This window comes from Rhodococcus sp. DMU2021 (genome assembly GCF_019641445.1).
GTDB lineage: Bacteria > Actinomycetota > Actinomycetes > Mycobacteriales > Mycobacteriaceae > Rhodococcus > Rhodococcus pyridinivorans.
The window spans coordinates 102,945-125,068 of sequence record NZ_JAIFKB010000003.1; the positions used below are offsets into that span (position 1 = coordinate 102,945).

The window sequence follows — 22,124 nt, forward strand, 5'->3', positions numbered from 1 at the left end:
GCGCCTGCACCGTCATTCCGTGAGTCCCTCCAATTCGGCTTCCGTCCCCCACGCCAGGCTCAGATACGGGCGTTCGGCCACGAACCCCTCGATGAGTGCCCGATCGGTACCCGCCGTGAACCGAAGGCGCATCCGGCCCACGGTGACGCTGCCGACCTGTTCGACCCGGCCGCCGACCACAGCGATGTCGGCGTCGATCGCGCGGATCATCTCAGCGAGCCACGGTCCGTGCGCGGCATCACCGATCGCGGTGACCAGAGCCGTGTCGGCACCCGAACCCGTCGACGGGTCGGTGCCGACCGGGACGAGCGCATGCCCGAGCGCCGACTCGGGATCGGCGACGAGATCGACGATCCGGCCCGTCTCGACCACCTGTCCGGCGGCGAGCCGAGCTGCCGAGCTGCAGATCCGGCGCAGCACCCCGAGTTCGTGGGTGATCACCACGACCGTGACGCCCAGTCGTCTGTTCACCTCGGCGACGAGATCGAGGACCTGATCGGTGGTGTCCGGGTCCAGGGCGCTCGTGGCCTCGTCGCACAGCAGTACCTCGGGTTCGACGGCGAGTGCGCGGGCGATGCCCACGCGCTGCTGCTGTCCACCGGACAGCTGCGAGGGATAGCTCTCCCCCTTGCCGGCCAGGCCGACGAGATCGAGCAGCTCGAGCGCCCGCTTGCGGCGCTGTTCCTTGTCGATCCCCGCCACTTCGAGCGGGAATTCGACGTTCCGGATCACGGTGCGCGAGTGCAGTAGGTTGAACTGCTGGAAGACCGTCCCGATCCGGCGACGCGCCGCTCGCAGTTCCGCGCCGGACAGGGTCGACAGGTCGTCCCCGCCGAGCAGGATCCGTCCCGAGGTAGGCCGCTCGAGCAGGTTCAGACAGCGCAGAAGGGTGGACTTGCCGGATCCGGACGGGCCGACGATGCCGTAGATCTCGCCGTCGGGGATCTCGAGCGACACCCCTCGCAACGCCGCGACCTCCCCGGAGCGCCCGGCTCCGGGGAAGGTCTTGACGAGGTTCTCGACGACGATCATCAGTTCGTCGAGTGGACCGGCAGCACGGCGCCGGAGTAGGTCTCCTCGATCCAGGCAGCCGTCTCGGGCGACTCGAGGGCCTCGGCCAGCGCGGTCACTGCCGGGTCGTTCTCGTTCTCGGCCCGCACGACGAGCAGGTTGGAGAAGGGGTTGTTCTCGACCTCTTCGGTGACGATGGCGTCCTCGGCCGGGTTCAGGCCGGCTTCGAGCGCGTAATTGGAGTTGATCACGGCGGCGGTGATCTGCGCGTCGTCGAGCTGACGGGCGAGCTGCGGACGCTCGATGCTGACGAGGTTCAGGTTCTTCGGGTTGGCGGTGATGTTCGATTCGGTGACCACCGACAGGTCGGCCTCCTCGAAGGGCACGTCCATCTCGAGCAGACCGGCCGATTCGAGCAGGTACAGCGCGCGGGCGTAGTTGGTGGTGTCGCGCGGCACGGCGACGGTGTCGCCGTCCTTCAGCTCGTCGAGCGAGGCGATCTTGTTCGAGTAGAGGCCGATGGGCTCGAGGTGCACGTCGGCGACGGCGACGAGGTCGTCGATACCCTTCTGCTTCTGCCAGTCCGTCAGGTAGGGCTCGTGCTGGAAGAAGTTCGCGTCGACGTCACCGGCCTCGAGCAGTTCGTTGGGATCGACCTCCCCGGTGATCTCGACGATGTCGAGCTTGTAGTCGCCCAGCGCCCCGGTGCTCACGATCTGGTCGAGGATCTCGACGTGCGGGGTGGACGACGCCGAGATCCGGAGGGTGGTGTCGTCACCTTCGGACGACGAGCAGGCCGCGAGACCCGCAGCGAGGGTGAGCGCGGCGGACGCGACGACGATACGACGCAGTGACATCGGGTGGATACCTTCCGTTGGGAATGCGGGGACGTTGGAAATACGGGGACGGACAGATCGATTATCGGGGTGCGGCGAAGCGGGCGAGGAGATCCGCGTGAAAACGCTCCGCCACGTTCGGATGTGCCCGCAGGCGGGACTTGAGTGCGTTGAGGCCGTAGACGGCGTGCAGCGTGCCGCCGTGTGCGTCGGGGCCGACGCCGCGGGCGGCCGCGGCCAGATCTGCGGGCAACTCCACCGCCGGGAGTTCGCGGTCGAGACCGGGATTGAGGAAGAAGGGCAGCGACACCCGGTCGGTGCCCGCCGGGGGCGGCAGCACACGATGGACGGTCGCCTGGAGGTAACCGCCGGTGGCGACCTCGAGGAGTTCTCCGATGTTGACGATGAAATGCCCTGGGAGCGGGTCGATGTCGACCCAACGTCCGTCGCGTTCGACCTGGAAGCCGGTGCTGCCGGGTTCGGGATACAGCAACGTCAGCGCGCCGACGTCCTTGTGGCTGCCGACCCCTTGATCGGTGACCGAGCGGTCGTGCCCGGGATACCGCGCGATCTTCAGCAGCGGGTCGGGATCGGCGAAGGCGTCCTCGAAGTGATCGGCGGGGGCACCGAGGGATTCGGCCCATGCACCGAGCAGTCGGCGTCCGACGTTGCCGGCCTCGTCGATCCACCGCAGGGCCAGTTCGCGTAGTCGGGGGACCTGCTCGGGCCACAGATTGGGGCCGTGCAGCACCTCCCAGGGGCGGTCGGGGTCGACCTCGGCGACGGCATCGCGTTCCGGGCCGATGTCGAGTTGTTCGCGCCAGTCGACATAGCCCTGGGTGCGTTCGCCACCGACACGGGTGTAGCCGCGGAAGTGGGGCGAGCGGATGTTCTCGATCGCGAGCTTGTCCGCCTCGGGGAGGGCGAAGAATTCGCGTGCCGCCGCGACGAGCCCGTCGGCGAGCGCGGGCTCTATCCCGTGACCGGCGAGATGGAAGAACCCGATCTCGTGGGTGGCCTCCCGGAGGCGATCGAGCAGGGCGTTGCGTGTGGTGTCGTCGCCGTCGAGATCGGACAGATCGATGACGGGCAATACTGTCGAATCGGACATGATGTGCCTTTCGAACCGCATCGGATGCGAGGAATTCCCGGTCACCGCCGGATCGTCGGTCACAGCGGACTCAGGGGAATCGTGAGAGCAGTGCGAGCAGCCCCGACAGGGGTGATCAGCGGCAACGACAACACGCAGGAGCCACGGCGCTTCGAGCGCGTGTGCTCACAGTCTGCGCGTGAGTGTTGCCCATGTTCTCCTCCGATGAGGTCGCGTGCGACCTTCGACGACAGTGGCGCCACGACGTGGTCCTGATCAAGGCTAATCGCCGCCTGGACCACCCGGCAAATCATCCTCGACCGGCAGTGCGACACCATTGACAGCAGGCTGTCGTTTTGTCAGCATACTGTCATGACCGAAACAGTTCACGTCGCCGTGTACGACACCCTGGCGGACTGGGAGATCGGATACGTCACGCCACATATCGCAGATCCCGAATGGCAGCGCAGCCCCGGCCGGTACCGCGTCCGTACCGTCGGAGCCACGACGGAACCGGTCACGACCAAGGGCGGACTCCGCATCCTTCCCGACGCCGTGCTCGCAGACATCACGCCGGAGGACAGCGCGATGCTGATCCTCGCGGGCAACGACATCTGGCCGACCGACGCCTACGCCCCGTTCGTCGACAAGACCCGGCAATTCCTCGACGCCGGCGTTCCGGTGGCCGCGATCTGTGGCGCGACCGGAGCGCTCGCGGCTGCCGGCCTGCTCGACGAGCGGCCGCACACGAGCAACGCTCCAGAATTCCTGCAGAGCGTCGGATACGGTGGCGCCGATCTGTACCGGGACGAACCCGCGGTCACGGACGGCGATCTCATCACCGCGAGCGGCATCGCCCCGGTCGACTTCGCCCGCGCGATCTTCACCCGGCTCGACATGTACGAACCGCGCGTCCTCGACGCCTGGTACGCCCTCTACGGCGAGCGCGACCCGCGCGGCTACTACGAGCTCATGTCCTCCGGCTCGTGACGGAGCAGAACGCGGCCGAGCAGCACCCGGCGGAGGCCGAACTGCTCAGCGCGGCCGCACTGACGGCCTTCCGGCTCAACGGCCAGTTCTTCGCGCTGGCCGAGACCCTGGCGCGTCCGGTGGGCCTGACCGCGGCCTGGTGGCAGGTCCTCGGCGCGGTCTCCTCCGCTCCGCTGCCGGTGTCCGCGATCGCCCGCGAGATGGGCATCACCCGGCAGAGCGTGCAGCGCATCGCCGATCTCCTCGTCGACAAGGGCCTGGCGGAGTACCGGCCCAATCCGGCGCACCGTCGCGCCAAGCTCGTCGCGATGACACCGGCCGGTCGCGACGCGATCCGTGCCATCGGCCCCGCTCACGCCGACGCCGCGCGGGCACTGTGCGAGGAGACCGGATCCGAGAACCTGGCGCGGATCGTGGAGGGCATGCGCGCGCTGTCGGCCGCCCTCGACCGATCGGCCGATCAGCTCCCCGACGGACGACGCGGCGGGAAGTGACGGATGAGCCCTTCCTGCACGACGGTCGCGACGAGTTCGCCCTCGATGGTGAAGTAGCGTCCCGTCGCCATACCACGGGAACCGGCCGCTACCGGGGATTCCGTGGCGTACAGGTGCCATTCGTCGAAGCGGAGCGGACGGTGGAACCAGATCGAATGGTTGACCGTCGCCGCCACGATCCGGTCGAGTCCCCACGACAGGCCGTGCGTGGTGAGGATCGAATCGAGGACGGTCGTGTCGGACGCGTAGGCCAGCGTGGCGACGTGGAGCAGCGGATCGTCGGGCAGTTGCCCGTCGGCGCGCATCCACACGCGGTTGTGGCCGAGCTTCTCCCCCGTTCCCCGCAACACCCAGGCGGGGTCGTTGGCGTACCGCATGTCGATCGGCTTGAGCGCGCCGACGAAATGCGGCAACTGCTCCTCGAAGCCGCGCAGGCGTTCGCCGATCGGCGGAAGCGCTTCGGGCAGGGGAACATCGGGAACGGTCACCGAGTGTTCGAGGCCTTTGCCCCACCGCTGGAAGGCGGCGAGCATGACGAACAGTTCCTGGTCGTCCTGGTAGGCGGTGACCATCCGGTTCGCGAAGTCGCGGCCGTCCCGGTGGGTGACGACGTGGTAGTCGATGGGCCGCTTGACGTCGCCGCCCCGGATGAAATGGGCGTTGATCGCGTGCACAGGACGATCACCCACGGTGCGTCCGGCCGCAATGAGCGCCTGCGCGACGAGCTGACCGCCGAAGGTGCGGCTGCCGACCTGCTCGGGATGACCACCACGGAAGACGTTCTCCTCGACCTGCTCCAGATCGAGGAGGCCGAGGAGAACGTCGAGATCCGTTGTGTCCGACAGTGTCACCGGGTGTCTTTCTCACCCAACCGGTGCACGTGGATGAGGTTGGTCGAACCCGAGCGTCCCGGAGGCGCTCCGGCGACGATCACCACGAGGTCGCCGCGCTGGTACCGGCCCAGCGACAGCAACGCCGCGTCGACCTGTTCGACCATCTGGTCGGTGGTGTCGACCGGCTCGACCGAGAAGGTCTCGGTGCCCCACGTCAGCGCCAGCTGGTTGCGGATGTGCGGGACGGGCGTGAACGCGAGCAGCGGCAGCGGGGTGTGCAACCGCGCGAGTCGTCGCACGGTGTCGCCCGACTGGGTGAACGCGACGAGCGCCTTGGCGTCGAGACGCTCGCCGATGTCGCGGGCGGCGTACGAGATGACACCGCGCTTGGTGCGCGGAACGTGCGTCAGCGCAGGCACTTCCGTCGAATCCGACTCGACGGCGGCAATAATGCGCGCCATCGTGCGGACCGTTTCGACGGGGAACTTGCCGACGGAGGTCTCACCCGAGAGCATCACGGCGTCGGTGCCGTCGAGCACGGCGTTGGCCACGTCGGAGGCCTCGGCTCGAGTGGGACGCGAGTTCTCGATCATCGATTCGAGCATCTGCGTCGCGACGATGACGGGCTTGGCGTTCTCACGTGCTATCTGGATCGCGCGCTTCTGCACGAGCGGTACTTGCTCGAGCGGAAGTTCGACGCCGAGGTCGCCGCGCGCCACCATGACCGCGTCGAAGGCGAGGACCACGGCCTCGAGATTCTCGACGGCCTCGGGCTTCTCGAGCTTGGCGATCACCGGCACGTGCCGCCCGACACGGTCCATGACCTCGTGAACGAGTTCGACGTCGGCCGGCGACCGCACGAACGACAGGGCGATGAAGTCGACACCGAGGCGCAGTGCGAACTCGAGATCCTCGATGTCCTTCTCCGACATGGCCGGAACGGAGACGTTCATCCCCGGCAGGGAGACACCCTTGTTGTTGCTGACGGGTCCGCCCTCGATGACGCGACAGACGACGTCGTTGCCCTCGACCGCCTCGACGACGAGACCGACCTTGCCGTCGTCGACGAGCAACCGGTCGCCGGCGACGGCGTCCTGGGCGAGTTCCTTGTAGGTGGTCGAGACGCGGTCGTGGTCTCCGACCACGTCGTCGACGGTGATGCGGACCACTTCACCGTGTTCCCACACGGTGCGGTCCTCGGCGAATCGTCCGAGCCGGATCTTCGGCCCCTGGAGATCGGCGAGGATACCGACGGCGTGCCCGGAGGCCTCCGACGCAGCGCGGACCCGGTTGTAGTGGCCCTCGTGGTCGGCGTGTTCACCGTGGCTGAAATTCAGGCGGGCGACGTCCATTCCGGCGTCGACGAGATTCCGCAGGACATCGGGGTCGGCGGTGGCCGGCCCCATAGTGCAAACGATCTTGGTGCGTCGGGTCACGCTTCGAGCCTAGCCTCCGAGCCTGCGACCCTCCATCCCAGCACCCCGGTGCGTGTCGCCGGGGTGCCGATGGGACGGAGACGTCGGGATGTCACAGGCGACGGAGACGTCGGGATGTCACGGACGGAGCTGGCGTCCGTTCTTGTCGCGGACCTTGCCGGTGAGCATGAGGATGCCGTCGATCAGCGGCCAGATGCCCCCGATACCGCAGGTGAGCCACGTGACGGCGATCTGCGCGACCGCCGTGCCCGGCTGGTCGAGGTAGAAGCGTCCGGCACCGAAGGCGCCGAGCAGGATCCCCAGCACACCTGCGGTGACCTTGCTCTTGTCGGAGTACGGCTCGCCGGTGTAGGGATCGCGTCCGAAGGGCGCTGCGGCGTCGTGACCGTACGGGTTCGACGGGTCGGGGTAGCCGTAGGCGGGCATCACCCCGTAGCCGGGCGGCGGACCGTATCCCTGTCCGCTCTGCGGAGGCGGACCGTAACCCTGCCCGCCCTGCGGAGGCGGACCGTAACCCTGCCCGCCCTGCGGAGGCGGACCGTAACCCTGCCCGCCCTGCGGAGGCGGACCGTAACCCTGCCCGCCCTGCGGAGGCGGACCGTAACCCGGCTGCTGCGTTCCCTGCGGACCGGTGTACCGGCCCTGCGACGGGTCCTGCTGCGGGGACCCGATCGGGTAGTGCGGGTCGGGTGTCCCGTAGACCGGTCCGGTGCCGGTCTCGGGCCGGCCCTGATGCTCGCCGTAGGGGTAGTCGCCCGGGGACGGATAGTCGGACTCGTGCTCGGCCGGCGGCGGGTAGCTGGGCGTGGTCCCCCAGCCCGGTCCGTTGCCGACACCCGAGTAGGTGTCCCATCCCGGTCCCGGAGTGCCGGTGGCGCCACCGAGGGAGTCGAGTGTGGGCGGTTGAGCGGACAACGAGGCCTGCGCGGTGGCGTCGTAGTCGAACGCGCGTCCGAGATCGGGCGGCGGGGTGTGCTCGCTGTCCGAGGACCGCTCCGGCGTGTCGGCGCCGGAGGCGGACTCGCTCCGCTTCGTCAGGTCGGGCTGGGCAGGCTCCGTCTTGTCGGGCTCCGGCTTGGCAGGCTCCGAATCGGATGCTCCCGAAGCTTCCGGGTCCTGTCTGGTCACGAGTGATCCCCTTTGCTGTCTCCGGACGTCGCTTCGTCGACTCTACCGGCGGCGGACGACGAGCTGTCCGACTCCGCATCCGCCGACTCCGAAGTGGGCGCGGCCTCGTCTGCGGCCGCCCCGCCCTCGTCCTGTGCGGCCGGCTCTGCGTCCGCGTTCCCGGCGACCGGATTCAGCGTCGCAGGGTCCTCGCGGCCCTTACGTGCGAGGACGAAGTAGGCGACCGCAAGCACGAATACGATGCCCGAGGTGAACGAGTTGATCCGGATACCGGCGATCTGGGTCGCCGCATCGGTGCGCATCAGCTCGATCCAGAACCGGCCCGCGCAGTACCCGGCGACGTAGAGGGCGAACAGGCGTCCGTGACCGATCGTGAACTTTCGGTCGACGAACACCAACAGCAGCACGACGGCGAGGTTCCACAGCAGCTCGTAGAGGAAGGTCGGGTGCACGACGAAGGCCACCTCGCCGGTGGACACGCCGTCGACCAGCCCGGGCGCGACCTGACCTGCGTCGTTGCGCCGTTCGTAGATCTCGAGTCCCCACGCCACCGTGGTCTCGCGACCGTAGAGTTCCTGGTTGAACCAGTTGCCGAGGCGTCCGATGGCCTGCGCCAGCAGGATCGCCGGGGCGAGGGCGTCCCCGAAGGCCGGCAGCGGGATCCCCCGCCGACGGCACCCGATCCACGCACCGAGCGCACCGAAAGCGACCGCACCCCAGATGCCGAGGCCGCCCTCCCAGATCTTCAGGGCGTCGACCGGGTCGTTGCCGTCTCCGAAGTACTTCTGCCAGTCGGTGGCCACGTGGTAGAGCCGCCCACCGATCAGACCGAAGGGCACCGCCCACACGGCGATGTCGAGGACGGTGCCGGCCTGTCCGCCGCGTGCGACCCAGCGGCGGTCGCCCCACCAGATCGCCACGACGATCCCGACGATGATGCACAGGGCGTAGGCGCGGAGGGCGAACGGTCCGAGATACCAGACGCCCTGCGGCGGACTCGGCAGATAGGCCAGAACAGACGCAGTGGATGTCACGAGTGCACGTTAGCGGAGCGAACGCCCTTCGCGAGATCCCGAGTCAGTGCGAGCAACGCGTCGGGCCCTTCGGCGACGGCGGAGACCAGCGCCGAACCGACGATCACGCCGTCGGCGTAGCCCGCGATCTCCGCGGCCTGGGCACCGTTGCGCACACCGAGACCGACACCGACCGGGATGTCGGAGTGCGTGCGCACCCGGGCGACGATCTCCGGCGCGCGGTTGTCGACGCTGTCGCGGGCGCCGGTGACACCCATGGTCGAGGTGGCGTAGACGAAGCCGCGGCACTTGTCGAGGGTGGTCGCGAGGCGCTCGTTGGTCGACGACGGTGCGACCAGGAAGATCCTGCCGAGTCCGTACTTGTCGGCCGCGGCGATCCATTCTTCCGCCTCGTCCGGGACGAGGTCGGGCGTGATGATGCCGAGTCCACCCGCGGCCGCGAGGTCGCGCGCGAAGTTCTCGACGCCGTACTTGAGCACGAGGTTCCAGTAGGTCATCACGACCGCGGCGCCGCCGGCGGCGGTGATCGCCTCGACGGCCGGGAAGACGTCGCGGACCCGGACGCCGTTGGCGATCGCTTCGAACGCCGCGTTCTGGATGGTGGTGCCGTCCATGACCGGGTCGCTGTAGGGGATGCCGACCTCGATGAGATCGCAGCCGCCCTCGACGAGCGTCTTCATCGCCTCGACGGAGCGCTCGACGGTGGGATAGCCGACCGGCAGGTAACCGACCAGTGCGGCGCGGTTCTCGGCGCGGCAGGTCGCGAAGATCTCGGTCAGGCGTTCGTGCGGGGCGCTCACTGGGCTGCTCCTTCGGGGCCGGTCCGGTCGGCGGACTCGTCGGTCGGCAGGTAACCGAACCACTTGGCGGCGGTGTCGACGTCCTTGTCCCCGCGGCCGGAGAGGTTGACCAGGACGATGGCGCCCTTGCCGAGTTCGGGGCCGAGTTCGACGGCACCGGCGACGGCGTGGGCCGACTCGATAGCGGGGATGATGCCCTCGGTGCGGCACAGCAACGCGAAGGCCTCCATGGCCTCACTGTCGGTGACGGCGCGGTACTCGGCCCGGCCGGTGTCGGCGAGCCAGGCGTGTTCGGGGCCGACGCCGGGATAGTCGAGACCGGCGGAGATCGAATGCGATTCGATGGTCTGGCCGTCCTCGTTCTGCAACAGGTACGAGAACGCGCCGTGCAGGGCACCGTGAGTGCCGCCGCCGATGGTGGCGGCGTGCCGTCCGGTCTCCACCCCGTCTCCCCCGGCCTCGCAGCCGACGAGCTTGACGGACGGGTCGTCGATGAACGGGTGGAAGATGCCGATCGCGTTCGATCCGCCGCCGACGCAGGCGACGACGGCGTCGGGCAGGCGACCGGTGAGTTCGCGGATCTGTGCGCGGGCCTCGAGGCCGATGATGCGCTGGAAGTCGCGGACCATCGCCGGGAAGGGGTGCGGGCCGGCGGCGGTGCCGAAGCAGTAGTAGGTGTTGTCGGCGTTGGTGACCCAGTCGCGCATCGCCTCGTTGATCGCGTCCTTGAGGGTGCGCGAGCCGGTCTTGGCGGCGATGACCTCGGAGCCGAGCAGACGCATGCGCGCGACGTTGAGGGCCTGCCGTTCGGTGTCGACCTCGCCCATGTAGACGCGGCATTCGAGACCGAGCAGCGCGCATGCGGTGGCGGTGGCGACGCCGTGCTGGCCGGCGCCGGTCTCGGCGATCACGCGGGTCTTGCCCATGCGCTTGGCGAGCAGCACCTGCCCGAGCACGTTGTTGATCTTGTGCGAGCCGGTGTGGTTGAGATCCTCGCGCTTGAGGAAGATGCGCGCTCCGCCGGCGTGTTCGCTCAGGCGGGTGGCCTCGTAGACCGGGGACGGGCGGCCGGTGTAGTCGCGCTGCAGGCGGTCGAGTTCGGCCAGGAAGCCGGGATCGACGCGCTCCTTCTCGTAGGCAGCGGTGACCTCCTCGATCACCGCCATGAGCGCCTCGGGCACATAGCGGCCACCGAAGACTCCGAAATGGCCGCGGACGTCGGGTTCGTGCGCGGTCGGAGTGGCGAGAGCTTCGCTCATCGAGGGAAGCCCTCGGCCCTTGGCGGAAAGTGCGGAATCGTCTGCAGTCACGCGTCCAGTCTGCCCCACCACGCGACGCGGATCACGTGGGGGTCCGGACCTGCCGGGACGGTCAGCGTGCGGGCTTGGGGCACGACGGATGCGTGCCTACCGTCACCAGTTCGGCGACTGCCTGGCGCGGATCCCCACTGGTCACCAGTCCCTCTCCGACGAGCACCGCGTCGGCACCCGCGCCCGCGTACGCGAGCAGATCGGCCGGGCCGCGAACACCCGACTCGGCGATCTTGAGCACGTTGCTGGGCAGGCCCGGCGCGATGCGCGAGAAGGTCGTCTTGTCGACCTCGAGGGTCTTGAGGTTGCGGGCGTTGATCCCGATGACGGTGGCGCCCGCCTCGAGGGCACGGTCGGCCTCCTCCTCGGTGTGCGCCTCGACCAGCGCGGTCATGCCGAGCGACTCGACGCGGTCGATCAGCGCCGTCAGGACGGTCTGCTCGAGGGCCGCGACGATGAGGAGCACGATGTCGGCGCCGTGTGCCCGCGCCTCGTGGATCTGGTAGGGACCGACCACGAAATCCTTGCGCAGTACGGGAATACGGACAGCGCGACGGACGGCGTCGAGGTCGGCGAGACTGCCGTGGAATCGGCGTTCCTCGGTGAGAACGCTGATGGCGCGAGCGCCTCCGGACTCGTACGCTGCTGCGAGTTCGGCGGGATCGGCGATGTCGGCGAGAGCACCCTTCGAGGGGCTGGCACGCTTCACTTCGGCGATGACCGCGATGCCCGGTTCGCGCAGCGCGGCCTTGGCGTCGATCGGTGGGGGCGCGGCTGCGGCGGCAGCCTTGACGGACGCGAGATCGAGGGCCGCCTCACGGGCGGCGACGTCTGCTCGCACTCCTTCGAGAATCGAATCGAGAACTGTCATCGTGGCTCGAGTCCTTTCCCACCCTGCTCAATCCCGATGTGATCAAGCTCATCGGATCTGTCTAGAAGAGTAGTGAAGTGGTTTACAGCGGTCACCGGCGGGTGCCCGTATCACCCTCGCCACCGTCGTCGGTGGGATCCTCACCTGCGTCCAGTGCGTCCCACAGACCGCGTTCGGACAGGGGTTCATCGTTCTCGGCGCGCCGGGCGGCCGCCTCGCGACGTGCTGCCGGGGCGTCGTACTTCGACGACAGTCCGGCCGCCTCGCGCGGGGTGCGCCACAGCGTCACCGCCGCGGCGAGGGCCGCGACGGCGCCGACGATCGCAAGGACGGCGGGCAACGGATAGGTCTCGACGGCGGTCACGGTCGCGCGGTCGGGCAGCGCAGCGACACCGGCCGCGGTCTCGGGGTCTGCGTCGCCGGTGAGCAACCGGACGGCGGGGATCGCGGCGGCGACGGCGACGGCCGCGACCACGAGCGAGACGAGACGCAGCGCGAGTCCGCGCACCGCGAAGACGGCGGCGACCGCCGCGAGCAGCACGAGAGCGAGCGGGGTCAGTGCCGCCGCCCAGCGGCCACCCTCGAGGTCGTCGACGCGGTCGATCCCGAGTCCGTCGGACGAGACCGCGGTGACCCATGCCATTCGGCTCGACGCCCAGAACAGGGCCGCACCGACCCCGAGCAGCAGGGCGGCGATGACGGTCGGCCGGCGCCGGCGTCCGGTGGTGGGGCCGGCGTCCGGCGTCTCCGCGGTCACCGTGCGTCACCGCCGTAGGTGGTGAGGGTGGACGCGGCGGCCACGGCGGCGAGGGCGGACATGGCCTTGTTGCGGGCCTCGGTGTCCTCGGCCTCCGGGTCGGAGTCGGCGACGATGCCGGCACCCGCCTGCACGTAGGCGACGCCGTCCTTGACGAGCGCGGAGCGGATGGCGATGGCGGTGTCGGCGTCGCCTGCGAAATCGAGATAGCCGACGATGCCGCCGTAGATGCCGCGGCGGGTGGGTTCGAGTTCCTCGATCAGTTCCATCGCGCGCACCTTCGGCGCCCCCGACAGGGTCCCGGCGGGGAAACACGCCGTGACGGCGTCGAGGGCGTGTTTGCCCTCCGCGAGTCGCCCGGTGACCGTGGAGACGAGGTGCATCACGTGGCTGTACCGCTCGATGTGGCGGTAGTCGTGCACCTCGACGGTGCCCGGCGTGCACACCCGGCCGAGGTCGTTGCGGCCGAGATCGACGAGCATGAGGTGCTCGGCGTTCTCCTTCTCGTCGTGGACGAGGTCCTTCTCGAGCAGGATGTCCTCCTCCTCGTTCGCGCCGCGCCACCGGGTCCCTGCGATGGGATGGGTGGTGGCCATCCCGTCCGAAACCGTCACGAGCGCCTCCGGGCTCGATCCGACGATCGAGAAGGCCGTCTCACCGTCCGGGCCGGGGATGTGGAGCAGAAACATGTACGGGCTGGGGTTGGACGCGCGGAGCATCCGGTAGACGTCGATCGGCTCTGCGTCGCAGTCGATCTCGAAGCGCTGCGAGAGCACCACCTGGAAGGCCTCACCGGCCTCGATGTCGCCGATCAGTTTGCGGACGTCCGTGCAGAACGACTCGGTGGTGCGCTGGCGGCGGTAGTCGGGTTCGGGCCGCGAGTAGGTCGCGACGGTGGCCGGTGCGGGCGCGGCGAGGGCCGCGGTCATCCGGTCGAGGCGGGCGACGGCGTCGTCGTAGGCTTCGTCGACGCGCTCGTCGGAGCCGTCCCAGTTCACGGCGTTGGCGATGAGCCAGATCATGCCCTCGTGGTGGTCGACGGCCGCGAGGTCGGTGGCCAGCAGCATCACCATTTCGGGGATCTGCAGATCGTCCTCGGCGAGCGTCGGCAGCTTCTCGAGATGGCGGACGACGTCGTAGCCGAGATAACCGACCATGCCGCTGGTCAGGGGCGGCAGTCCGTGGATGCGGTCGGTGTGGAGCAACTGGAGGGTCTCGCCGAGGACGTCTACGGGGTTGCCACCCGTGGGCGCGCCGGCCGGGACGTTGCCGTACCAGGCAGCGTCGCCATCGACGACGGTCAGTGCGGCCGGGCTCCCGGCGCCGATGAACGACCACCGCGACCACGACCGGCCGTTCTCCGCCGACTCGAGCAGGAAGGTTCCGGGGCGGTCGGCCGCGAGCTTGCGGTAGGCCGACAGCGGGGTCTCCGCGTCCGCGAGCACCTTGCGGGTCACCGGGACCACGCGGTGCTCGGCGGCCAGCTGGCGGAACTGCTCGCGGGTGGTCGTCGAATCGGAACGGCCGCCACCCGAGGAGTCGGTGGTGGCTGCGGGAATGGTGGTGGGCTCGCCGGACATGCGCCCCATCATCCCAGGGACCTCGTCCGGCTCTGCAGCCGCCGTCAGGCGACCTGGAACGAGCGCTTGGCCAGGCCCATCCAGAAGCCGTCGACGACCTGGTCGATGCCGCGGCCGGGGGCGTCGGAGGCACCGAGGGTGACGAACAGCGGAGCGAAGTGCTCGACCGACGGATGCGCGTAGGGCATGCCCGGTGCGCGGTGCCGGAAGTCCAGCAGAGCGTCGACGTCGCCGCGCGCGAGTTGCTCGGCGGTCCAGTGGTCGAACTCCGACGACCAGCCCGGCGCGGCGGCCTCGGGCCGCGGGTCGCGCAGGAAGGGCAGACCGTGCGTGGTGAACCCGGACCCGATGATGAGTACGCCCTGCTCACGCAGCGGACGCAGCCGGGCGCCGAGGTGCAACAGCCGTTCCGGGTCGAGGGTGGGCAGGGAGATCTGCAGCACCGGGATGTCGGCGTCCGGGTACATGACGGTCAGCGGTACGTAGGCACCGTGGTCGAGTCCTCGGTTCGGCTGCTGCACCACCGGTTCGTCGTCGGGCATCAGTGCCGCGACCTGCCGGGCCAGTTCGGGCGCGCCGGGGCTGGTGTAGGTCACCTCGTAGAAGCGGCGCGGGAAGCCGCCGAAGTCGTACACGAGCGGGGTGCCGGTGATCGTCGACCCGATGGTCAGCGGAGCGGATTCCCAGTGCGCCGAGACCACGAGGATCGCTGTGGGTCGCGGCAGGTCGGCCGCCCAACGCTGCAGCTGCGAGACCCACAGTTCGCTGTCGACGAGCGGCGGGGCGCCGTGACTGAGGAACAGGGCGGGCGTGGTCGCGGAATCGATGGTCATGACATCCCCTCAAGTTGAAGCTTCAAGTATCATAGAGGAGAACCCGTCGCGCGGCCATTCCCATTCCCCGACCGGGTGCGACAGCGAAACCGAACGAGCGAGGAGCAGGCATGAGCAACGAGGACCCGCAGTGGCTCGATCCGGCGCAGCAGAACGCCTGGCGGGCGCTCGTCTCCGTCGTCACGCGACTGCCGGCCGCGCTCGACACCCAGATGCAACGCGACTCCGACATGACGCACTTCGAGTACTTCGTCCTCGCACTGCTCTCCGAGAACCCCGAGCGTCGACTGCGTCTCAACGCCCTCGCCGCCGAGGCCAACGCGTCGCTGTCGCGGCTCTCGCACGTCGTCACGCGCCTCGAGAAGCGCGGCTGGATTCGACGCGAACCCGTTCCGGGCAGTCGCGGTTCGTACGCAGTGCTCACCGATGCCGGCTACGACACAGTAGTCGAAGCGGCACCGAGCCACGTGAAGGCGGTGCGCAGGCTCGTGTTCGACGGCCTCGACGACAACCAGGTCCGCGAGCTCGCGCGTCTCGGTTCCGTTCTAGTCGAGCAGATCGACGAGGGGATCGCCGGCGGTATCGGCAAGGCCTGAGCCGTCCCACCGTCACGTGGTGGGGCGGCTCCTCGGTACGTCCCGGAACGACATGTTCGGGTCGTGGCTGCGCTCGTCCCGGACGGCACCGCTCGCGTCGGTGACCTCGTAACCGAGGGTGTTCAGCCGAGGGGAGTTCCACCCACACCCCAGTTCTCGCGGGGCACCTCGGTGATCGTCACCCACACCGACGACGGATTCTTGCCCGAGGCCTCGGCGTACGCGCGGGTCACTGCGGAGATCACCTCGGCCTTCTGCTCGTCGGACAGGCCCGGCGTCTGGCTGATCTGGATGAGAGGCATGCGGGCATTGTCGCAGCCCGCCGCACGACCCGCCGATCGGTCCCGGCTATTCGGCGATCTGCGGCGTTTCGAGCAGGACGTCGGTGTCGAAGCAGGTGTGCGTGCCGGTGTGGCAGGCGGCACCGACCTGGTCGACGACCAGCAACACCGTGTCGCCGTCGCAGTCGAGGCGCACCTCGTGCACGTACTGGGTGTGCCCGGACGTCTCGCCCTTGACCCAGTACTGCTGCCGCGACCGCGAGTAGTAGGTGGCCTTACGGGTCGCCAGGGTGCGGGCGAGCGCCTCGTCGTCCATCCACGCCATCATCAGCACGGCGCCGGTGGCCCGCTCCTGCACGACGGCGGCGAACAGACCGTCGTCGTTGCGCTTCAGCCGGGCGGCGATCGCCGGATTCAGGATGTCGCTGCTCATCGAACCGTGATCCCTTCCGCACGCATCGCGTCCTTGACCTCGCCGATCGTCAGCTCCCGGAAGTGGAAGACGCTCGCGGCGAGCACCGCGTCGGCACCGGCCTGCACGGCGGGCGCGAAATGCTCGACGGCTCCGGCGCCCCCGGAGGCGATGACGGGCACGTGCACGGCCCCGCGCACGGCCTCGATCATCTTCAGGTCGAATCCGTTCTTCGTGCCGTCGGCGTCCATCGAGTTGAGCAGGATCTCGCCGACGCCGAGTTCCTCGCCGCGCCGGGCCCACTCGACCGCGTCGATCCCCGTACCGCGGCGGCCGCCGTGCGTGGTGACCTCCCAGCCGCTCGGCGTCGGTTCCTGACCGGCGGGCACGGTGCGCGCGTCGACCGACAGCACGATGCACTGCGAGCCGAAGCGCTCGGACATCTCGCGCAGCACCTCGGGCCGGGCAATGGCCGCGGTGTTCACCGAAACCTTGTCGGCGCCGGCACGCAACAGACGGTCGACGTCCTCGACGGTGCGGACGCCACCTCCCACGGTGAGCGGGATGAACACCTGCTCGGCGGTGCGCGTGACGACGTCGAGCATGGTGCCGCGGTCACCGCTCGACGCGGTGACGTCGAGGAAGGTCAGTTCGTCGGCGCCCTGTTCGTTGTAGAGGGCGGCGAGCTCGACCGGATCACCCGCATCGCGCAGGTTCTCGAAGTTGACACCCTTGACCACCCGCCCCGCGTCCACGTCGAGGCACGGGATGACCCGCACGGCCAGCGTCATGTTCGATCTCCTTCGGAACCCAACTGCTCGGCCACGGACCGTTCCGTCGCCGACTGCACAATCTTCAGTATCTCGCCGTGTACTCCGGGCGCTGCAGCGACCACCGATCCGGACCCGATCCGCCAGGGCCGGCCCGCGAAGTCGGTGGCGATGCCACCGGCGGCCCGCACGAGTGCGACACCAGCGGCGTTGTCCCAGGGGTGGTGGCCGAACACGACGGCACCGCCGATCGCGCCTCCCGCGGTGAACGCGAGGTCGGCGCCGGTGGAGCCGTGCATCCGCAGCCGGGCGACGCGCCGGCTCAGCTCGGTGATGACGGCGAGACGCCGGGTGCCGGGTACCCGACCGCGACTGTCGATGTCGAAACTGCCGACCGCGATCATCACGTCCTCGAGCCGCGCCGGCTGCAGCGGTGCGGTGGGCTCGCCGTTCACGAGCAGCGGCCCGTCGGCGATTCCCGCGAAGCGCTGATTCGTCAGCGGCAGCCACGTGAGGCCGAGGATCGGTTCGCCGTCCTCGACGAGAGCGAGGAGGATCCCGGCCATCGGCAGCCCGGCGGAGTAGTTGATGGTGCCGTCGATCGGGTCGAGCAACCAGACGGTGCCCTCCCCCGCGGACGGGCCGCCGAACTCCTCACCGTGCACGGGGATACCGGTGCGCTCTGCGAGGGCACCGGAGATCCGCCGCTCGAGTTCGAGATCGAGATCGGTCGCGAAGTCGTTCGGTCCCTTGTCGACGGAGCGCGGCGCACCGTGCCCGGCGACGAACCGTTCCGCGACCTCGTCGAGTACACCGCTCGCGACGGCGAGCAGCCGGTTCAGGTCTGCGGGATCGGCCATGGGTCAGCGCGAGACGGCGTCGAGCGCCTCGGTCAACGTGAATCGGCCTGCGTAGAGCGCCTTTCCGATGATGGCGCCTTCGACGCCCTCCTCGGTGAGCGTCGCGATGGCACGCAGGTCGTCGACGGTCGAGACGCCGCCGGAGGCGACGACCGGAGAGTCGGTGGCCGCGCACACCTCGCGGAGCAGGTCGAGGTTGGGGCCGGAGAGGGTGCCGTCCTTGGTGACGTCGGTGACGACGTAGCGCGAGCAGCCGTCGCGTTCGAGGCGCTCGAGCACCTCCCACAGGTCGCCGCCGTCGGAGACCCAGCCGCGGCCGCGCAGTCGCCACTGGCCGTCGAGGAGCTTGACGTCGAGGCCCACGGCGATGCGGTCGCCGAACTCGCCGATGACGCGCGAGCACCACTCGGGATTCTCGATCGCGGCGGTGCCGAGGTTGACGCGGGCGCAGCCGGTCGCGAGGGCGGCGGCGAGGGTCTCGTCGTCGCGGATGCCGCCCGACAGCTCGACCTTCACGTCGAGTTCGCCGATGACCTCGGCGAGGAGGGCGCGGTTGTCGCCGCGACCGAACGCCGCGTCGAGGTCGACCATGTGCACCCATTCGGCGCCGGCGTTCTGCCATTCGAGGGCGGCGTCGCGGGGCGAACCGTAGCCGGTCTCGCTGCCCGCCTCTCCCTGAACGAGGCGAACTGCTTCACCGTTGACGACGTCGACTGCGGGCAAAAGGACCAGGCTCACTGCGTACACATTAGTGCCTGTACCTGTGACATCGCCAAACGCGTGGCCGGGGCGCCGGGAAAGCGCCGCGCGTCATGCCGACCGTGCTGCGTCGAGGGCCCGGCAGGTCGGGGTCGGACGGCCGGTGTACTCGTCGACGGACCCCTCGTACAGCACGGTTCCGCCGTGCCGTCCAGGTCCCGGCCCGAGGTCGACGATGTGGTCGGCGTGCCGGATCACGTCGAGGTGGTGTTCGATGACGACGACGGTGTGCCCTCGGTCGACGAGGTCGTCGAAGACGCACAGGAGGGTGCCGACGTCCTCGGCGTGCAGGCCGGTGGTCGGCTCGTCGAGGACGTAGAGGGTCGGCGTCTTCGCTCGTCCGAGTTCCTTGGCGATCTTCACCCGTTGACACTCGCCACCGGAGAGCGTGTCGAGCGACTGTCCGAGGCGGAGGTAGTCGAGGCCCACCCCGGCGAGCGCACTCAGTCGGTGCGCGATCTCCGCGTGCGGCAGTTCCTCGATGGCGCGACCGACGGTGAGGTCGTCGACATCGGCGATCGACAGGCCGTTCACGGTGTGCCCGAGCACCTCGGCGGTGAACCGGCGGCCGTGGCAGGTGTCGCAGACGACCTCGCGTCCGTCCATGAAGGCGAGGTCGATGTACACGACACCGGCCCCCGTGCAGGTCGGGCACGCACCCGCCGAGTTCGCGCTGAACAGGCTCGCCGGCACACCGTTGTGTTCGGCGAACATCCGCCGCAGGGTGGGTGCGATGCCGGCGTAGGTGATCGGGGTGGAGCGGCGATTGGTGCTCACCGGCCGCTGGTCGATCACCGTGGCGTCGTACTGATCGACGAGTTCGGCTGCGAGACTGGACTTTCCCGAACCAGCGACCCCGGTGAACACGGTGAGCACGCCGGTGGGGATCCGCACCGTCAGGTCGCGGAGGTTGTTGCGACACGCATCGGCGATCGTGAGACGACCGGTCGCCTCGCGGGCGGGGTGACCGCGGCCGATGTCGCGCCGCAGCGATCGGCCGGTGGGAGTGTCGGCCGTTCGGAGCCGGTCGAAAGTGCCCTGGAAGACGAGGCGACCACCGGACGAGCCCGCACCGGGACCGATCTCGATCACCTGGTCGGCCCGGGCCATCACGCTCGGGTCGTGTTCGACGACGAGGACGGTGTTGCCGCTGTCGCGGAGCCGTTCAAGGAGGTCGATCATCGTCTCCACGTCGGCGGGATGCAGACCGACCGTTGGTTCGTCGACGACATAGGTCATCTCCGTCAGGCTCGACCCGAGGTGCCGGACCAACTTGATCCGTTGCGATTCGCCGCCCGAGAGCGTGGTGGTCGCCCGGGCGAGCGCGAGATAGCCGAGGCCGATCGTCACCATCGCCTCGAGACGGCCCACCAGTGCGGACACCACAGGTGCGGCGCGCGAGTCGTCGATCGTGCGCACGAATTCGAGCAGCTCGATGATCTCGAGGCGGGACAGCTCCCCGATCGTGCGGCCGCGAAGGGTGACCGCCCGCGCGGCCGCGTTCAGCCGTTCTCCGGCGCAGTCCGGGCACGTCTCGGCGCGGGTGAAACGTCGGATGACGTCCTGTTTGCGTTCGGAGAGGTTGTCGGAGGTGTGCAGGTGGATGCGCTCGAACCTCTCGACGACGCCCTCGTATCCGTCCGGCGGTTTGTGGCCCAGCGCCGCTGCGGCCTCGCCGCCGTAGAGCAGTGCCTCCCGCTCGGCGGGCTTCCACTCGCGCAGGGGTGTGTCCGCGTCGAAGGAACCGATGTCGGCGTACTGGGAGTACCAGTACCCACCGTTGCCGAAGCCGGGCACCAGGATCGCGCCCTCGGCGAGGGACCTGTCGAGATCGAGGAACCGCTCGACGGCACTGACGACGATCTCGCCGAGCCCGGAGCAGGTCGGGCACATCCCGGTGGGGTCGTTGAACGAGAAGCGGTTCGACTCCCCGAGGACGGGTGTGCCCACACGGGAATACAGCAGCCGCAGATAGGTCCAGGTGTCGGTGATGGTGCCGACCGTCGAGCGGGCGTTGCCGCCGAGGCGGCGCTGGTCGACGACGATCACCGGCGTCAGACCGTCGATGTGGTCGACGTCGGGTCGTGTCCACTTCGGCAACCGATTGCGCGTGAACGGCGGGTACGTCTCGTTGAGCTGGTAGCCGGCCTCCGCGGCGATCGTGTCGAAGACGAGCGACGACTTCCCGGAGCCGGACACCCCGACGATCACCACGAGCCGGTTGCGCGGAACGATCAAATCGACGTCGGCCAGGTTGTGGGTGCGGACGCGACGGATCGTGATGGCGCGGCCTCGCACTGCCGCCTCGGTGGTCGTGACGGTAGTGGTCATGGATTCGACGCTACGACCGGTTGCGGCCGGATCCTGACCGCAACCGGTGGGAGGATGACGGTATGGCGGACGTCACCGAGCGGATGCTCGCGTTGTTGTCGATCCTGCAGACCGGACGCGCGATCGGCGGGGACGAGCTGGCCCGGCGGCTGCAGGTGAGCCGCCGGACGCTCCGCCGCGACGTCGACCGGCTGCGCGGCTACGGATATCCCGTCGAAACCCGCTCCGGGCCCGGCGGTTTCTACCGTCTCGCGTCGGGACGTTCGATGCCGCCGCTGGTGCTCGACGACGACGAGGCCGTCGCCGTGCTGCTGGGGCTCGGCGCTCTCGCCGCGACCGGGCCGGCCGAAGGCGGACTCGACGACGCTGCCACCCGCGCCTACGGCAAGCTCGACCAGTTCCTGCCCGCGCGGCTGCGCCCGCGGGTCGCGGCCGTCCGCAGCGCGGTGGAGACGAGTGCGCTGCAGGCGCCCAGCGTGTCGGCGGAGCTGCTCGGCACCGTGGCGGAGGCGATCGCGCAGTGCGACACGCTCACCTTCGACTATGTCGACGCGCAGGGCTCGCCGACCTCGCGCAGGGTCGAGCCGTACCGGCAGGTCCACCACCTGCTGCGGTGGTACCTCCTCGGATGGGACGTCGATCGCGAGGACTGGCGGGTCTTCCGCCTCGATCGTGTGCGCGACCTGCTCCGCACCGGCCGACGGTTCGCACCCCGCCGACTTCCCGCCGGGTCCGCCACGGAATACCTGCGGCAAGGACTCCGGCAGGGGCGGACACCGGTGCACCTGGACGTGGCGGCCTCGGCCACGCACGTCGCCGACGCGCTGAAGTACCAAGACGCCGAGATCCGGCCGACGGGTGACGACCGGACCGAGGTGCACCTCGCGGTCGAGTCGTGGCAGTGGCTCGTCCTCGCGCTCGCCACCCTCGACGCCGACGTCCGGATGCGCGCGGACCCGGAGATCGTCCGGGCCTGCGCGGTGTTCGCCGATCGTCTGCGCGCGGCGGCGCAGGACGCCGTCGTCCCCTCCGAGGACGGCGCGAGGTGAATCTGGGCGCGGCAGATCGATTTCGAGTTCCGCACAGCTGCGTTACGAAGCTCCTCGCGCGCC

At 69.4% G+C, this 22,124-nt stretch carries 23 protein-coding genes; 4 read left to right on the forward strand and 19 right to left on the reverse strand.

What is annotated here, in order from left to right; translation table 11 throughout:
- Positions 1 to 12: 12 nt before the first annotated feature.
- The 3 genes from K3M35_RS06450 to K3M35_RS06460 form a co-directional block, all read right to left on the reverse strand.
- Entirely contained in the window at positions 13 to 1,032 is a 1,020-nt protein-coding gene (locus K3M35_RS06450) for a methionine ABC transporter ATP-binding protein (RefSeq protein WP_006554050.1), read from the reverse strand.
- The gene (locus K3M35_RS06455; protein WP_019289697.1) at positions 1,032 to 1,868 is read right to left on the reverse strand and encodes a MetQ/NlpA family ABC transporter substrate-binding protein; all 837 of its coding nucleotides are present in this window, start codon (positions 1,866 to 1,868) and stop codon (positions 1,032 to 1,034) included. Before K3M35_RS06455 ends, K3M35_RS06450 begins: the two co-directional genes overlap by 1 nt.
- Before the next feature lie 61 nt (positions 1,869 to 1,929).
- On the reverse strand, positions 1,930 to 2,958 hold the full coding sequence (locus tag K3M35_RS06460) for an isopenicillin N synthase family oxygenase (protein ID WP_064062003.1): 1,029 nt from the start codon (positions 2,956 to 2,958) through the stop codon (positions 1,930 to 1,932).
- A gap of 351 nt (positions 2,959 to 3,309) precedes the next feature.
- Here K3M35_RS06460 and K3M35_RS06465 point away from each other — a divergent pair, with 351 nt between their 5' ends.
- On the forward strand, positions 3,310 to 3,927 hold the full coding sequence (locus K3M35_RS06465) for a DJ-1/PfpI family protein (RefSeq protein ID WP_019289699.1): 618 nt from the start codon (positions 3,310 to 3,312) through the stop codon (positions 3,925 to 3,927).
- The gene (locus tag K3M35_RS06470) at positions 3,924 to 4,421 is read left to right on the forward strand and encodes a MarR family winged helix-turn-helix transcriptional regulator (protein ID WP_024101204.1); all 498 of its coding nucleotides are present in this window, start codon (positions 3,924 to 3,926) and stop codon (positions 4,419 to 4,421) included. The genes K3M35_RS06465 and K3M35_RS06470 overlap by 4 nt, the downstream gene beginning before the upstream one ends.
- Here K3M35_RS06470 and K3M35_RS06475 read toward each other — a convergent pair.
- From K3M35_RS06475 to K3M35_RS06520, 10 genes are all read right to left on the reverse strand, one after another.
- On the reverse strand, positions 4,388 to 5,272 hold the full coding sequence (locus K3M35_RS06475; RefSeq protein ID WP_006554055.1) for an acyl-CoA thioesterase II: 885 nt from the start codon (positions 5,270 to 5,272) through the stop codon (positions 4,388 to 4,390). The genes K3M35_RS06470 and K3M35_RS06475 overlap by 34 nt on opposite strands.
- The gene (pyk, locus tag K3M35_RS06480; protein WP_006554056.1) at positions 5,269 to 6,690 is read right to left on the reverse strand and encodes a pyruvate kinase; all 1,422 of its coding nucleotides are present in this window, start codon (positions 6,688 to 6,690) and stop codon (positions 5,269 to 5,271) included. Before pyk ends, K3M35_RS06475 begins: the two co-directional genes overlap by 4 nt.
- Before the next feature lie 117 nt (positions 6,691 to 6,807).
- The gene (locus K3M35_RS06485) at positions 6,808 to 7,818 is read right to left on the reverse strand and encodes a TM2 domain-containing protein (protein WP_220666168.1); all 1,011 of its coding nucleotides are present in this window, start codon (positions 7,816 to 7,818) and stop codon (positions 6,808 to 6,810) included.
- On the reverse strand, positions 7,815 to 8,852 hold the full coding sequence (gene lgt / locus K3M35_RS06490) for a prolipoprotein diacylglyceryl transferase (RefSeq protein ID WP_039585217.1): 1,038 nt from the start codon (positions 8,850 to 8,852) through the stop codon (positions 7,815 to 7,817). The genes K3M35_RS06485 and lgt overlap by 4 nt, the downstream gene beginning before the upstream one ends.
- Positions 8,849 to 9,652, reverse strand: coding sequence for a tryptophan synthase subunit alpha (gene trpA / locus K3M35_RS06495; protein WP_006554059.1), 804 nt, complete (start codon positions 9,650 to 9,652; stop codon positions 8,849 to 8,851). Before trpA ends, lgt begins: the two co-directional genes overlap by 4 nt.
- Positions 9,649 to 10,911, reverse strand: a complete 1,263-nt coding sequence (trpB, locus tag K3M35_RS06500) for a tryptophan synthase subunit beta (RefSeq protein ID WP_006554060.1) — start codon at positions 10,909 to 10,911, stop codon at positions 9,649 to 9,651. Before trpB ends, trpA begins: the two co-directional genes overlap by 4 nt.
- A gap of 112 nt (positions 10,912 to 11,023) precedes the next feature.
- Positions 11,024 to 11,833: an indole-3-glycerol phosphate synthase TrpC gene (gene trpC, locus K3M35_RS06505; protein ID WP_016696041.1), complete on the reverse strand. Its 810-nt coding sequence runs from the start codon at positions 11,831 to 11,833 to the stop codon at positions 11,024 to 11,026.
- A 91-nt stretch (positions 11,834 to 11,924) separates the two neighbouring features.
- A complete protein-coding gene (locus tag K3M35_RS06510) occupies positions 11,925 to 12,590 on the reverse strand; it encodes a TIGR02234 family membrane protein (RefSeq protein ID WP_064062087.1) in 666 nt (221 codons plus the stop codon).
- Positions 12,587 to 14,170 carry an anthranilate synthase component I gene (locus K3M35_RS06515; protein WP_175538126.1) on the reverse strand — a complete coding sequence of 528 codons (1,584 nt, stop codon included), beginning with the start codon at positions 14,168 to 14,170 and terminating at the stop codon, positions 12,587 to 12,589. The genes K3M35_RS06510 and K3M35_RS06515 overlap by 4 nt, the downstream gene beginning before the upstream one ends.
- 44 nt (positions 14,171 to 14,214) lie before the next feature.
- A complete protein-coding gene (locus tag K3M35_RS06520) occupies positions 14,215 to 15,003 on the reverse strand; it encodes a dioxygenase (protein ID WP_024101209.1) in 789 nt (262 codons plus the stop codon).
- A 110-nt stretch (positions 15,004 to 15,113) separates the two neighbouring features.
- On the opposite strand from K3M35_RS06520, the gene K3M35_RS06525 reads away from it, so the two are divergent.
- Positions 15,114 to 15,599, forward strand: a complete 486-nt coding sequence (locus tag K3M35_RS06525; protein ID WP_064062085.1) for a MarR family winged helix-turn-helix transcriptional regulator — start codon at positions 15,114 to 15,116, stop codon at positions 15,597 to 15,599.
- A 122-nt stretch (positions 15,600 to 15,721) separates the two neighbouring features.
- On the opposite strand, the gene K3M35_RS06530 is transcribed toward K3M35_RS06525, so the two are convergent.
- The 6 genes from K3M35_RS06530 to K3M35_RS06555 form a co-directional block, all read right to left on the reverse strand.
- Complete coding sequence (locus K3M35_RS06530) at positions 15,722 to 15,901, reverse strand: 4-oxalocrotonate tautomerase family protein (RefSeq protein WP_016935788.1); 180 nt, start codon at positions 15,899 to 15,901, stop codon at positions 15,722 to 15,724.
- 46 nt (positions 15,902 to 15,947) lie between these two features.
- The gene (gene hisI, locus K3M35_RS06535; protein WP_016935787.1) at positions 15,948 to 16,313 is read right to left on the reverse strand and encodes a phosphoribosyl-AMP cyclohydrolase; all 366 of its coding nucleotides are present in this window, start codon (positions 16,311 to 16,313) and stop codon (positions 15,948 to 15,950) included.
- Positions 16,310 to 17,083: an imidazole glycerol phosphate synthase subunit HisF gene (gene hisF, locus K3M35_RS06540; RefSeq protein WP_006554068.1), complete on the reverse strand. Its 774-nt coding sequence runs from the start codon at positions 17,081 to 17,083 to the stop codon at positions 16,310 to 16,312. The genes hisI and hisF overlap by 4 nt, the downstream gene beginning before the upstream one ends.
- On the reverse strand, positions 17,080 to 17,922 hold the full coding sequence (locus K3M35_RS06545) for an inositol monophosphatase (RefSeq protein WP_064062084.1): 843 nt from the start codon (positions 17,920 to 17,922) through the stop codon (positions 17,080 to 17,082). The genes hisF and K3M35_RS06545 overlap by 4 nt, the downstream gene beginning before the upstream one ends.
- 3 nt (positions 17,923 to 17,925) lie before the next feature.
- Positions 17,926 to 18,660 (reverse strand): bifunctional 1-(5-phosphoribosyl)-5-((5-phosphoribosylamino)methylideneamino)imidazole-4-carboxamide isomerase/phosphoribosylanthranilate isomerase PriA, encoded by a 735-nt coding sequence (gene priA, locus K3M35_RS06550; RefSeq protein ID WP_064062083.1) that lies wholly within the window; start codon positions 18,658 to 18,660, stop codon positions 17,926 to 17,928.
- Between the two features lie 72 nt (positions 18,661 to 18,732).
- Positions 18,733 to 21,012, reverse strand: coding sequence for an excinuclease ABC subunit UvrA (locus K3M35_RS06555; RefSeq protein ID WP_220666169.1), 2,280 nt, complete (start codon positions 21,010 to 21,012; stop codon positions 18,733 to 18,735).
- A gap of 62 nt (positions 21,013 to 21,074) precedes the next feature.
- Here K3M35_RS06555 and K3M35_RS06560 point away from each other — a divergent pair, with 62 nt between their 5' ends.
- Positions 21,075 to 22,061: a YafY family protein gene (locus tag K3M35_RS06560; protein WP_220666170.1), complete on the forward strand. Its 987-nt coding sequence runs from the start codon at positions 21,075 to 21,077 to the stop codon at positions 22,059 to 22,061.
- Positions 22,062 to 22,124: the final 63 nt, after the last annotated feature.